This is a genomic window from Mycobacterium sp., from assembly GCF_025933915.1.
Taxonomy (GTDB): domain Bacteria; phylum Actinomycetota; class Actinomycetes; order Mycobacteriales; family Mycobacteriaceae; genus Mycobacterium.
The window spans coordinates 1-12,306 of the sequence record NZ_JAICZA010000141.1 but is presented as its reverse complement, the minus strand read 5'-3'; the positions used below and the strand labels follow the sequence as shown (position 1 = coordinate 12,306).

At 69.0% G+C, this 12,306-nt stretch carries 12 protein-coding genes and 2 pseudogenes; 5 read left to right on the top strand and 9 right to left on the bottom strand.

Annotation, left to right across the window (positions count from 1 at the left end; all coding sequences use genetic code 11):
• Positions 1–505 (top strand): annotated as a pseudogene (locus tag Q0W90_RS19105) (cyclase); the annotation flags it as partial.
• On the opposite strand, the gene Q0W90_RS19100 reads toward Q0W90_RS19105, so the two are convergent.
• From Q0W90_RS19100 to carD, 6 genes are read right to left on the bottom strand one after another with little or no spacing between them, the layout of a single operon-like run.
• Entirely contained in the window at positions 506–1,432 is a 927-nt protein-coding gene (locus tag Q0W90_RS19100; protein WP_297775847.1) for a glycerophosphodiester phosphodiesterase, read from the bottom strand.
• Positions 1,433–2,362: a 23S rRNA (guanosine(2251)-2'-O)-methyltransferase RlmB gene (gene rlmB, locus Q0W90_RS19095; RefSeq protein ID WP_297598778.1), complete on the bottom strand. Its 930-nt coding sequence runs from the start codon at positions 2,360–2,362 to the stop codon at positions 1,433–1,435.
• 11 nt (positions 2,363–2,373) lie between these two features.
• Positions 2,374–3,783, bottom strand: coding sequence for a cysteine--tRNA ligase (gene cysS, locus Q0W90_RS19090; RefSeq protein WP_297598776.1), 1,410 nt, complete (start codon positions 3,781–3,783; stop codon positions 2,374–2,376).
• A gap of 49 nt (positions 3,784–3,832) precedes the next feature.
• Positions 3,833–4,312, bottom strand: a complete 480-nt coding sequence (gene ispF / locus Q0W90_RS19085) for a 2-C-methyl-D-erythritol 2,4-cyclodiphosphate synthase (protein ID WP_297598788.1) — start codon at positions 4,310–4,312, stop codon at positions 3,833–3,835.
• Positions 4,313–4,317: 5 nt separating this feature from the next.
• Positions 4,318–5,013, bottom strand: a complete 696-nt coding sequence (ispD, locus tag Q0W90_RS19080; protein WP_297598774.1) for a 2-C-methyl-D-erythritol 4-phosphate cytidylyltransferase — start codon at positions 5,011–5,013, stop codon at positions 4,318–4,320.
• 16 nt (positions 5,014–5,029) lie between these two features.
• Entirely contained in the window at positions 5,030–5,518 is a 489-nt protein-coding gene (gene carD, locus Q0W90_RS19075; protein ID WP_007166539.1) for an RNA polymerase-binding transcription factor CarD, read from the bottom strand.
• Between the two features lie 301 nt (positions 5,519–5,819).
• On the opposite strand from carD, the gene Q0W90_RS19070 reads away from it, so the two are divergent.
• Genes Q0W90_RS19070 through disA form a run of 3 tightly spaced genes read left to right on the top strand, consistent with a single transcriptional unit; the run spans position 5,820 to position 8,938 of the window.
• On the top strand, positions 5,820–6,389 hold the full coding sequence (locus Q0W90_RS19070) for a hypothetical protein (protein WP_297598751.1): 570 nt from the start codon (positions 5,820–5,822) through the stop codon (positions 6,387–6,389).
• A 49-nt stretch (positions 6,390–6,438) separates the two neighbouring features.
• The gene (radA, locus tag Q0W90_RS19065; protein ID WP_297598749.1) at positions 6,439–7,839 is read left to right on the top strand and encodes a DNA repair protein RadA; all 1,401 of its coding nucleotides are present in this window, start codon (positions 6,439–6,441) and stop codon (positions 7,837–7,839) included.
• Positions 7,840–7,855: 16 nt separating this feature from the next.
• Positions 7,856–8,938, top strand: coding sequence for a DNA integrity scanning diadenylate cyclase DisA (gene disA, locus Q0W90_RS19060; protein ID WP_297598747.1), 1,083 nt, complete (start codon positions 7,856–7,858; stop codon positions 8,936–8,938).
• A 16-nt stretch (positions 8,939–8,954) separates the two neighbouring features.
• Here disA and Q0W90_RS19055 read toward each other — a convergent pair whose 3' ends face one another.
• Positions 8,955–9,761, bottom strand: coding sequence for a hypothetical protein (locus Q0W90_RS19055; RefSeq protein WP_297700429.1), 807 nt, complete (start codon positions 9,759–9,761; stop codon positions 8,955–8,957).
• 156 nt (positions 9,762–9,917) lie between these two features.
• Positions 9,918–10,535 (bottom strand): carbonic anhydrase, encoded by a 618-nt coding sequence (locus Q0W90_RS19050; RefSeq protein ID WP_297598744.1) that lies wholly within the window; start codon positions 10,533–10,535, stop codon positions 9,918–9,920.
• Here Q0W90_RS19050 and Q0W90_RS19045 point away from each other — a divergent pair.
• Entirely contained in the window at positions 10,534–11,445 is a 912-nt protein-coding gene (locus Q0W90_RS19045; RefSeq protein ID WP_297598742.1) for an A/G-specific adenine glycosylase, read from the top strand. The two genes, Q0W90_RS19050 and Q0W90_RS19045, sit on opposite strands and share 2 nt — an antisense overlap.
• Positions 11,446–11,454: 9 nt before the next feature.
• On the opposite strand, the pseudogene Q0W90_RS19040 reads toward Q0W90_RS19045, so the two are convergent.
• A pseudogene (locus tag Q0W90_RS19040) lies at positions 11,455–12,306 on the bottom strand (formate hydrogenase); the annotation flags it as partial.

Below are 12,306 nucleotides of genomic sequence, written 5' to 3'. Positions count from 1 at the left end.
CGTCGCGTTGGTGCACCGCCAAACGGCTGCGGAGCGCGGGCGCGGACGGACGCTTCTGGCCGAGGTCAGCGACGTGTTCGCCCGCCATGCACATAACCTGGGGGATCGACCACTCATCGACGTGTACGTGGCACGGGAACGAACCCGGTGCGGAGATCCCGATGAGGCGATGGCGCTGATGCGCGCCGCCGTAGACCACTTGGTCCGTGAGGGGCAACTGCTGGCGTGGGGCACTCCAGCAACGGGCGTGCTCGTGGAGACACTGCTCGATCGCCCGGCTCAGGGTGACTTAGCCGAAGCCGAGGCCGCGATCGAGCGATTGGCGACCGCGCCGGCCGACGAGGGTCTGGTAATACGCGACATCTGGCTGCTGCGGCTGCGCGCGCTGCTGGCCCGGGCCCATGGCGATGCCGTGGCTTACGCCGACCTCAGGGACCGCTACTGTGACATGGCGAAAACGCTCGGCTTCCAAGGACATACGAAGTGGGCAGAGGCGATGCCGTGACTAAACCCGGTGGTATGCCGGTGGCAGCGGCATACCACGCTCGGCCAGCACACCGCGCAGCCGCCCGGGATAGTCGGTGATGATGCCGTCGACCCCGTAACCGATCTGTTCGCGCATGGCGTCGGGCTCGTTGACCGTCCACGGAATCACCTTGAGCCCCAACGCATGCGCGCGGTCGACGTAGGGCTTGCCGGTGACCAGCCGGTGCTCCGGTGAGACGGTGTCGGCGCCCATCGCCAGCGCGCCAATCAGTGGATCGCCGAGAGCGTGCTCGTCGTACAAGGCCACCAGCGGAATTGACGGCTCGGCCTGGCGCACCAGCGGCAGGGTGCGCCAGTCGAAACTCTGTATTTCCACGCGCTCGACATTGCCCGCGGACCTGACCGCGGCCAGTATCACGTCGACGAACTCTTGCGGCCCGGCCGAAGCACCGGGCTCATCGGCCTCCAGCTTGGTTTCGATGTTATAGCGCACCCCATCGGCGTGGTACGAGTCGACGAGCGCGAAAACCTGCGGCAGGGTGGCTATCTTGTTGCCCCGCACCACTTCGGCCTCGGGAAACTCGGCGAGCTGCTTGCCGCAATCCAGCGTCTCGATCTGCGCCAAAGTGAGCTCGTGCACTGGCGTGCCGACGTAGGGGTAGGCCGGGTCGCCGGCGACGGCCGGCGAAGTGTCGGCGCACTTGGCTGCTTCGATCGTCGGGTCGTGCCATACGAGGGGCTGGTCGTCCTTGGTGATGACGACATCGAGTTCGAGTGTGCTGACGCCGATTTCAAGCGCTTTGGCGAAGCCGCGCAGCGACTGCTCGGTCGTCTCGCCGCGCCCACCGCGGTGGGCCTGCAAATCGAAAGCTGATGACTGGGCAGAGGCCGGCGATGCGAGAAGCACCGCCAACGCCAGCAGCGAAGCAGCGAGGCGGGCGATCAACTAACCCCTGCGCTGACGGGAGATTTCGGCGAGCACCACCCCGGCGGCCACCGAGGCGTTCAGCGATTCGGCATGTCCGGCCATCGGAATGGACACCACCTCGTCGCAGTTCTGCCGCACCAACCGCGACAGCCCTTTGCCTTCCGACCCCACGACGACCACCACCGGGTCCCTGCCGTCCATGTCGTCCAGCGTGGTGCCGCCGCCGGCGTCCAGTCCGATCACCCGCAGGCCGCGATTCGCCCAATCCGTCAGCGTCCTGGTGAGATTGGTGGCCCGCGCCACGGGCACGCGGGCCGCGGCCCCGGCGCTGGTGCGCCAGGCCACCGCCGTCACCGAGGCCGACCGACGCTGGGGGATCAGCACGCCGTGGCCGCCGAATGCCGCGACCGATCGGACGATGGCGCCCAGGTTGCGGGGGTCGGAGATGTTGTCCAGCGCGACCAGCAGCGCGGGCGGCGAACCGGTTGCCGCGCCGAGCAGATCGTCGGGGTGGGCGTAGTTGTACGGCGGCACTTGCAACGCGATGCCCTGGTGCAGGTGGTTGCTGGTCATCCGATCCAGGTCGGTACGCGGTACCTCGAGGATCGATATGCCCAAATCCGCTGCGCGGGAGACGGATTCGGTGAGCCGCTCGTCGGCCTCGCTACCCAGCGCCACGTAGAGCGCGGTCGCCGGCACGCCGGCGCGCAGGCACTCCAGCACCGGGTTGCGGCCCAGCACCGTCTCGGTGTCGTCGGTGCGCTTGGTGGGGCGGCGCGACGGCGACTGGGCGCGCTTGGCGGCCGGGTGGTTGGGGCGCAGGCGTGCGGGTGGCGTGGGGCCACGGCCCTCCAGTCCGCGACGACGCTGGCCGCCCGAGCCCACGGTTGGGCCCTTCTTGCTGCCCGCCTTGCGGATTGCCCCACGGCGTCGCGAGTTGCCGGCCATCTAGTTGGCCCCTACTGTTCTGGACCGGCCTGCAGCGACCACTGCGGCCCGTCGGCGGTATCGGTGACCTCGATGCCGGCGTACTTGAGCCGATCCCGGATCTCGTCGGCGAGCGCCCAGTTGCGCTGCTCGCGCGCCTTCTGCCGGTTCTCCAGCTCCGCATGCACCAGCACGTCGACGGCGGCCAGCGCGGCCGACGTTTCGTCGCGGGATTCCCAGCGTTCGTCGAGGGGGTCGCAGCCCAGGATGCCCATCATCGCGCGGATCGCCCGGGCTTGCCGCAGCGCGCCTTCGTGATCGCCGGTGTCCAGGGCGCGGTTGCCTTCGGCGCGGGCCTGGTGCACCTCGGCGAGCGCGGCCGGCACGGCCAGGTCGTCGTTGAGGGCCTCGGCGAACCGCGGCGTCCATTCGCCGGGCTCGACGGCGCCGACCCGCACCCGCACCCGGTGCAGGAATTCCTCAACCCCGGCATAGGCTTTCACCGCGTCCTGCAGGGCGGTGTCGGAGAATTCCAGCATCGACCGGTAGTGGGCGCTGCCCAGGTAGTAGCGCAGCTCGGCGGGTCGCACGCGCTGCAGCATCGCCGGGATGGCCAGCACGTTGCCCAGCGATTTGCTCATCTTCTCGCCGCCCATGGTCACCCAGCCGTTGTGCAGCCAGTAGCGGGCGAAGCCATCGCCGGCGGCACGGCTCTGGGCGATCTCGTTCTCGTGGTGAGGGAAGACTAAATCCATTCCGCCGCAATGGATGTCGAATTCCGTACCCAGATAGGTGCGGGCCATCGCCGAGCATTCCAGATGCCAGCCGGGACGTCCGCGACCCCACGGTGTGGGCCAGGAGGGTTCGCCGGGCTTGGCCGCCTTCCACAGGGTGAAGTCGCGCTGATCGCGTTTGCAGGTGGCCGCGCCTTCGCCCTGATGGACGTCGTCGATCTTGTGGCCGGACAGTTGCCCGTACTCCGGGTAGCTGAGCACGTCGAAGTAGACATCACCGCCGGCGGCATACGCGTGATCGGTTTCGATCAGGCGTTCCATCAACTCGACCATCTGGGTGATGTGGCCGGTGGCCCGCGGCTCGGCCGACGGCGGCAGGACGTCCAGGGCGTCGTAGGCGGCGGAAAAGGCGCGTTCGTAGGTGGCCGCCCATTCCCACCATGGCCGGCCCGCCGCGGCGGCCTTGGTGAGGATCTTGTCGTCGATATCGGTGACGTTGCGGATGAAGGCGACGTCGCAGCCGCGCGCGATCAGCCAGCGGCGCAGGATGTCGAAGGCCACTCCGCTGCGGACGTGGCCGATATGCGGAAGGCCCTGGACGGTGGCGCCACACAGGTAGATGGAGACGTGGCCCTCGCGCAGCGGAACGAAATCACGCACAGCACCGGCTGCCGTGTCGTGTAGCCGCAAGCGGGCGCGATCGGTCACGACGTGCCAGCTTACCGGGTAGTTCCCCGGCGCCCGGCGCTGCGCGGGCTTAGCCCGCGGGGACCACCAGGGCCGTGGCGATGGCGGCCAGGCCCTCACCGCGTCCGGTCAGCCCCAACCCGTCGGTCGTCGTCGCCGACACCGATACCGGCGCCCCCAGCAATTCCGACAACACTCGCTGCGCCTCGGCGCGGCGTGAAGCGATTTTCGGCCGGTTCCCGATGACCTGCACGGCGGCGTTGGAAACCCGGAAGCCTTCGGCCGTCGTGAGGCCGGCGACGTGGCGCAGCATGTCCGCGCCGCTGACACCCTTGAAGCGCGGGTCGTCGACCCCGAACACCGCGCCCACATCGCCGAGCCCGGCCGCCGACAACACCGCGTCGCAGAGGGCGTGCGCCGCCACGTCGCCGTCGGAATGGCCGGCGCAGCCGTCGGCGTCGGCGAACAGCAGGCCCAGCAGCCGGCACGGCCGTCCAGGTTCGATCGGGTGCACGTCGACGCCCAGGCCGACCCTTGGCAGGGGAAGCATCCCGTTCACCGGCGCACGATCGCGTCGGCCAGCAACAAATCGAGCTGGGTGGTGATTTTGAACGCCAGCGGGTCGCCGTCGACCACCTGAACCTGTCCGCCGACACGCTCGACCAGCGAGGCGTCGTCGGTGAAGCCGGCCGCACCGGCGCCGGCCCGATAGGCGCGCAGCAGCAGTTCGGTGGCGAACCCCTGCGGCGTCTGCACCGCTCGCAGTCCGGCCCGCTCCGGTGTCCCCAGGACCACCCCGTTGGCGTCCACGGCCTTGATGGTGTCATGCAGCGGCAGGGCGGGTACGACGGCATCGTGGCCGGCCCGCAGGGCCTCCACCACGCGGGCGATCAGCGCGGGCGGGGTGAGCGCCCGCGCTGCGTCGTGCACCAGCACGAAGGCGGGCACGGCGGTCGCGGGCAGTGCCGCCAGGGCCAGGTTGACGGATTGGGTGCGGTCGGGCCCGCCGGCCACGACGGTAGCCCGATCGGCGAGGACTCGGTTGGCCTCGTCGATCCGGTCGACGGGAACGGCCACCACGACGTGATCGACCACGCCGGATGCCAGCAAACCGCCGACGGCGCGCTCCAGCAGGGTGCGGCCGGCAACCTCGCAGAATGCCTTGGGAATTCCGGCGGCGAGCCGCTCCCCCGACCCTGCGGCCGGGACGACGGCGATGACGTTGCCTGAGCTGCCCGTCCCCGGGGCCACCGAAGCGTCAGGACCTTCAGGAAGCGGCGGCCAGAACCTCGTCGAGGATGGTCTCCGCCTTGGCGTCGTCGGTGCTCTCCGCCAACGCCAATTCACCGACCAGAATCTGGCGGGCCTTGGCCAGCATGCGCTTCTCGCCGGCGGACAGGCCACGCTCCTGGTCGCGACGCCACAGGTCGCGCACCACCTCGGCGACCTTGTTGACGTCGCCGGAGGCAAGCTTTTCGAGATTGGCCTTGTAGCGGCGCGACCAGTTCGTCGGCTCTTCGGTGTGCGGAGCGCGCAACACCTGGAAAACCTTGTCGAGACCTTCTTGTCCGACGACGTCGCGGACACCGACGTACTCAGCGTTATCGGCGGGAACTCGAACTGTCAGGTCGCCCTGCGCCACCTTCAGGACGAGATACTCTTTTTGTTCCCCTTTGATCGTCCGGGTTTCGATCGCCTCGACTAACGCAGCACCGTGATGTGGGTAAACAACGGTGTCGCCGACCTTGAAGATCATCTGATTCGAGCCCCTTTCGTTACTTCATCCTAGCACGGCCGCCTAACCACGCGCGAAGCAACGATGCAGGTCAGGGGCACAACACGCGCGGATTAGGGGTTGACATGGGGAGCAAGTCGTGCAGTGCAGCACATTACCAACGCGCTCGTTCGGCTTCGGAAGCGGCGTCGAGAGCTACCCAGAAACCCCTCGCAACCGCGCTCCCGCGCTGGTCCCGCGCCCCGCGCTACCGCGCCCGCGGCGTTCCTACTACTGTGCATAGTTGCATTGGTGGAACCGGTCCAGCAGGAGGCTTGAGAGAGTGAACCGCTTCAAGATCCGCCTCGGCCTTCCCGCGTTCGCGACCCGGGTCGCCGTCGCCGGCGTGGTGGCCGTCGCGGCCGCCCTACTCAGCGGTTGCGGGGCCGGTCAGGTCTCGCAGATGGCGATGCAGGAACCCGCGATCAACGGCAACAAGGTCACGTTCAACCACGTGGCGTTGCGCGACATCCGCATCCAGGCCACGCAGACGGGTGACTTTCTTCAGCCGGGCCGAACGGTGGACCTGGTGCTGGTGGCCGTCAACCAGTCGCCGAGTGCCTCCGATCGACTGATCGGCATCACCACTGACATCGGCACGGTGGCGGTCAGCGGCGACACCCGGTTACCCGCCGGCGGGATGCTGTTCATCGGCACGCCCGAGGGCCAGAAGGTGGCGCCGGGCCCGATCGATTCCAGCTCGGCGGCGAAGGCGACCGTGACCTTGGCCAAGCCCATCTCGAACGGCCTGACCTACAACTTCACCTTCAATTTCGAAAAGGCCGGGCAGGCCACCGTGCTGGTGCCGATTTCGGCCGGTCTGATCGCGCCGGAGCAAAATCACGCGGGGTAACCGCCTGTCGTGACGGGGGCTTGTCGTAGCGGCTCGATACCGTCATCACGTGGCAACCGCGCGCTCGCAATACCGCTGCTCGGAATGCCGGCACGTCACCGCGAAGTGGGTTGGCCGCTGCCTCGAGTGCGGCACCTGGGGCACCGTTGACGAGGTCCCGGTGCTCAGCGCCGTCGCCGGGCGCCGCGCCGGCCGGGCGGCGTCGCAGGCCGTGCCGATCACGTCCATCGAGCCCAATGCCAGCCAGCACCGCTCGACGGGCGTAGGCGAACTCGACCGGGTGCTCGGCGGGGGTGTGGTGCCCGGTTCGGTCACGCTGCTGGCGGGCGATCCGGGCGTGGGCAAGTCGACGCTGTTACTCGAGGTCGCGCACCGGTGGGCGGAATCCGGCCGCCGCGCCCTGTACATCTCCGGCGAGGAGTCCGCCGGCCAGATCCGGCTGCGCGCCGACCGCATCGGCTGCGGCGGTGACGAGGTGTACCTGGCCGCCGAATCCGACCTGCACACGGTGCTCGAGCACATCGCCACGGTCAACCCCGCGCTGGTGATCGTGGACTCGGTGCAAACCATGTCCACCACCGAGGCCGACGGCGTCGCCGGCGGCGTCACGCAGGTACGCGCGGTGACATCGGCGCTGACCGCCGCGGCCAAGGCCAATGGGGTTGCGCTGATCCTCGTCGGGCACGTCACCAAGGACGGGGCCATCGCCGGGCCGCGTTCCCTCGAGCACCTCGTCGATGTAGTCCTGCACTTCGAGGGCGACCGAAACGGCTCGCTGCGGATGGTCCGCGGGATCAAGAACCGGTTCGGCGCCGCCGACGAGGTCGGGTGTTTCCTGTTGCACGACAACGGGATCGAAGGGGTCACCGATCCGTCGAACCTGTTCCTGGATCAGCGCCCGGCGCCTGTCCCCGGCACCGCGATCACGGTGACGCTCGACGGGAAGCGTCCGCTCATCGGCGAAGTGCAGGCGCTGCTGGCCACGCCGTCGGGCGGCTCGCCGCGCCGCGCCGTCAGCGGCATCGACCATTCCCGGGCCGCGATGATCACCGCCGTTCTGGAAAAACACGCGCGGCTGCCCATCGCGGCCAACGACATCTACCTGTCCACCGTCGGCGGCATGCGGCTGACCGACCCGTCGTCGGATCTGGCCGTCGCGGTCGCGCTGGCTTCCGCGCTGGCCGACCTGCCGCTGCCCACCACGGCGGTGATGATCGGTGAGGTGGGACTCGCCGGGGACCTACGCCGGGTCAGCGGCATGGAGCGGCGGCTGAGCGAGGCCGCGCGCCAGGGGTTCGCCATCGCCCTCGTCCCACCCGGCTGCCGGGCGGTGCCGCGCGGCATGCGCACACTCACCGCGCCCACCATCGTCGCTGCGCTGGAACACATGATCGACATCGCCGACCACCGCGGCGGCAAGCTCGCGACGCCGCAACGGCTGGACGCGTGACGCGATGGGCCGCAGAATGCACGCTGTGACCCGTCCGACCCTGCGTGAGACCGTCGCCCGCCTGGCACCGGGCACCGGGCTGCGTGACGGCCTGGAACGCATCCTGCGCGGCCGCACCGGCGCGCTGATCGTGCTCGGCAACGACGAAAACGTCGAGGCCATCTGCGACGGTGGCTTCGCGCTCGACGTGCGCTACGCACCGACCCGGCTGCGCGAGCTGGCAAAGATGGACGGCGCCGTCGTGCTGTCCACCGACGGCAGCCGCATCGTGCGGGCCAACGTGCAGTTGGTTCCGGACCCGTCGATCGCCACCGACGAATCGGGAACCAGGCACCGCTCCGCGGAGCGGGCGGCGATCCAAACCGGATATCCGGTGATCTCGGTGAGCCACTCGATGAACATCGTGACCGTCTACGTGGGCGGGGAGCGCCACGTGGTGGCCGATTCGGCGACCATTCTGTCGCGGGCCAATCAGGCGATCGCCACCCTGGAGCGGTACAAGATCAGGCTCGACGAGGTCAGCAGGCAACTATCGCGGGCCGAGATCGAGGACTTCGTCACGCTGCGCGATGTCCTGACGGTGGTGCAGCGGCTCGAGTTGGCCCGGCGGATCGGCCAGGTGATCGACAACGACGTGGTCGAACTCGGCACCGACGGGCGCCAGCTGCGGCTGCAGCTCGACGAACTGCTGGGCGGCAACGACAACGCCCGCGAGTTGATGGTGCGGGATTACCACGCGAGCCCGGAGCCGCTGTCCGAAGCGCAGATGACCGCGACGTTCGACGAGCTGGATGCGCTGTCGGATACCGAGCTGCTCGATTTCACGGCTCTGGCAAAGGTTTTCGGATATCCGATGACGACGGAGGCGCAGGATTCGGCGGTCAGTCCGCGCGGCTACCGGGCGCTGGCCGGCATTCCCCGACTGCAGTTCGCCCACGCCGATCTACTGGTCCGTTCCTTCGGGACGCTGCAGAACGTGCTGGCTGCCAGCGCCAGCGACCTGCAATCGGTCGACGGCATCGGCGCGATGTGGGCCCGCCATGTGCGCGAAGGGTTGTCGCAGCTGGCGGAGTCGACGATCACCGACTCCCTGAGTTGAGCGGAACCGGGAAAGCTCAGCCGGCCGGCGCGGGCATCGGCGGCGCCTCCGGCTGCGGTACTGCCCCGGGCTGACCCGGTCCGGGCACCGGGCCCGGCGGTGGTGGGGGCTGGTTCATGATGAACGGAACCGGCATCGAGCGCAGATTGCCCAGCTGTACGACCAGGTTGTAGGTGCCCGGCCCGATCGCCGGTCGCGGCAGCGGGCAGTGCGGCGCCGAGCCCATGCCCGTCCACGTCACCGCGGTGGTCACCTGCTCGCCCGGCGTGAAGGTCTTGATCAGCGTCTCGTTGGACGGCGCGCAGTCCAGGTTCGACCACAACCGCTTGTTGTCCAGCGAGTAGACGTAGGCCGCCAGCACCGCGGCCCCGACGTCGCGCTTGCACGCGACCAGCCCGATGTTGGTGACGACCATGGTGAACTTCGGCTGGTCACCGATGAAGTACTGGGGCGCGTTGGTCAAGCCCTTGACCGCCAGCGTCGAATCGGGGCAGTCGTCGCCCTCCTTCAGCACCGGCGGCGGCTGCACGGCGGCGGTGGGGGTGGGCGTCTCGGGGTTCTGGCCCTGCGCCGGCGGCACCCCCGGGGCGGGACCCTCGGGTCCCACCGATGGCGGCGCCTGGGGTGCGGGCGTCCCCGGCTTGTTTTGAGCGGAGTTCGGCTTGTCGACGCTGGCGGGCTTGGCTCCCGTGTTGTGCCCCATGAACGCGATCACGACGGCGGCCACGATCCCGATCACGACGACCGCGATGCCCACGGCCAAGCCTCTGCGCCGCCAATAGATCTCGGTAGGGAGCGGGCCCCGCGGTTCCAGATCGAGCACGTTCGCAGCGTAGGCCCAGGTCACACCGATTTGGCTGACCCGCCTCGGCGTGTCGCTAGGTTTGCCGGCCAATCGGCGTGTTAGTGGCGGCCAAAGCGCGGTCGCGCTCGTTCCCTATTCGCCGCCAGGCACCGGGCTATTCAGCACTATTCACCACTATTCACCGATGTCGCCGACGTGGTGGCATAACGCCGCCCGCCCGTCGGCAAGGTGGTAGGTGGCCCCGGCTACCGCCACCGTGCCCGCGGCCACCCGCTCGGCGATCGTGCTCGATCGCGACACGAGCTGCGCCACGGTTTCGCGCACGTGGCGCGCCTCGAACTCGTCCACGCGGCTCAGACCCTCACGGCGGCCCATCAGGATCGACGGCGCCACACGCTCCACCACATCACGCAGGAATCCGCCGGGTATCGTGCCCTCGTCGATCGCGGCCAGGGCCGCCTTGACCGCACCGCAGCTGTCGTGACCCAGCACGACGATGAGCGGCACGTCGAGCACCGCCACGGCGAACTCGATCGAGCCCAGGACCGCCGAATCGATGGCCTGCCCGGCAGTGCGCACCACGAACATGTCTCCCAGGCCCTGGTCGAAGATGAGCTCGGCGGCCACCCGGCTGTCGGCGCAGCCGAACACGACCGCGGTGGGCTTCTGCCCGGTCGCCAGGCTGGCCCGGTGCTCGACGCTCTGGCTGGGATGTTGCGGCTTACCGGCGACGAATCTCTCGTTACCCTCTTTGAGTGACTTCCACGCGGTTACCGGACTGGTGTTAGGCATGCCAGAGATTGTGCCGTACCCCGCTGTGACAGGCCCGGAATTCATATCGGTCACCAATCTTCTCGACTGGTACGACCGATCGCGCCGCGATCTGCCCTGGCGTGAGCCCGGGGTCAGCGCCTGGCAGATTCTGGTCAGCGAGTTCATGCTGCAGCAGACGCCGGTGGCCCGGGTGCTGCCGATCTGGCCGGATTGGGTGCGACGCTGGCCGACCCCGTCGGCGACGGCGGCGGCCAGTGCCGCGGATGTGTTGCGCGCCTGGGGCAAGCTGGGCTATCCGCGCCGGGCCAAGCGCCTGCATGAGTGCGCCACCGTCATTGCGCGCGATCACGACGACGTCGTTCCCGACGACGTCGACACCCTGCTCACGCTGCCCGGCGTCGGCAGCTACACCGCGCGCGCCATCGCCTGCTTCGCCTACCGCCGGCCGGTCCCGGTGGTGGACACCAACGTGCGCCGGGTGGTCGCGCGCGTGGTGCACGGGCTGCCCGACGCCGGCGCGCCGTCCCCGACCCGCGACCACGCCGACGTGTCCGCGCTGCTGCCGGATGACGGAACAGCACCGAAATTCTCCGTCGCGCTGATGGAGTTGGGAGCGACGGTGTGCACCGCGCGCGCACCGCGATGTGGACTGTGTCCGCTCGGCCGGTGCGCCTGGCGGCACGCCGGCTTTCCCGCCCCGCAGGGGCCGCCGCGGCGCGTCCAGACCTATGCCGGCACCGACCGGCAGGTTCGTGGTCGCTTACTAGATGTGTTGCGCGCCAAGAACTCTCCGGTCACGAGGGCTGAACTGGATGTGGCGTGGCTGACAGACACCGCGCAGCGGGACCGGGCGCTGTATTCGCTGCTCGCCGACGGCCTGGTGACGCAGACGCGCGACGGCCGGTTCGCGTTGGCCGGCGAGGAGTAGCGGCGGCCGTCAAAGGTCATTGCCGGCGTAGGACTGGTTGAAACTTTTGTTGGCCAACGGGAAGTCGGGGACGATGGTGTCGGCCATCGCGACTGGCAACGCGGGCCAATTGAACCACGACGGGTCGACGATTTTCGCCCGCGTGATGCGGTTGGCGGCATCGGTTTCCACCCGGTGAACGATGGTGCCGCGCCAGCCCTCGACGATGCCGACCCCGCTGCGGCTCTGGCGCGGCGTTGGCATGGTCACCTCGTATTCGTCTGGGCCGGAGTGCGATTCGATCAAGTGACACGCAATATCGGTGGACGCGGCGAATTCCTGCTGCCGCACCGTGTAGCGCGCCAGCACGTCACCCGCGTCGGATCCAGCCGCAACGACGGGTAGCGCCGCGGTGGGGTGCTCGAGCCGGGCGTCGGTTTGCACTCCGCTCGCCCGCGCGACGTAGCCGAGACAGCCGAGCGCCTCAGCGTCCTCGCGGGACAGCACGGCGGTGCCGGCGAACCTGTCGTAGACCACGGAGTTACGCAGGGTCAGTTCGGCCAGCTCGGCGACGTCGGCGGCAATAGCCCGCAACAGGCCGGCATCGGGCAGCGCTTTCACCGCGACCGCGCCAGGGCGGACAGCGCCGCGCAGCAGCCGATGTCCGGTAACCGATGCGTTGAGCCGCAGCAGTTGTTCGCGAATGCGTTGAGCATGCACGTTGCCCAACCCGAATCCGACGTCGTTGGCGAGTGCGCCCAGGTCGGTGACGTGGTTGTAGAGACGTTCCAGCTCGACGAGCAGAGCCCGCAGCCGGTGCGCCCCGTCGGGAACTTCCACGCCGAGCGCGTCTTCGATCGCAAGGCTGTGGGCGAGTGCGTG

Coding starts and splice junctions, on each gene's coding strand:
- rlmB (WP_297598778.1), bottom strand. CDS start 2,362: ATGGCCGGCAACTCGCGACGCCGTGGGGCAATCCGCAAGGCGGGCAGC.
- ispF (WP_297598788.1), bottom strand. CDS start 4,312: ATGCTTCCCCTGCCAAGGGTCGGCCTGGGCGTCGACGTGCACCCGATC.
- carD (WP_007166539.1), bottom strand. CDS start 5,518: ATGATCTTCAAGGTCGGCGACACCGTTGTTTACCCACATCACGGTGCT.
- disA (WP_297598747.1), top strand. CDS start 7,856: ATGCACGCTGTGACCCGTCCGACCCTGCGTGAGACCGTCGCCCGCCTG.
- Q0W90_RS19045 (WP_297598742.1), top strand. CDS start 10,534: ATGCCAGAGATTGTGCCGTACCCCGCTGTGACAGGCCCGGAATTCATA.
- Q0W90_RS19050 (WP_297598744.1), bottom strand. CDS start 10,535: ATGCCTAACACCAGTCCGGTAACCGCGTGGAAGTCACTCAAAGAGGGT.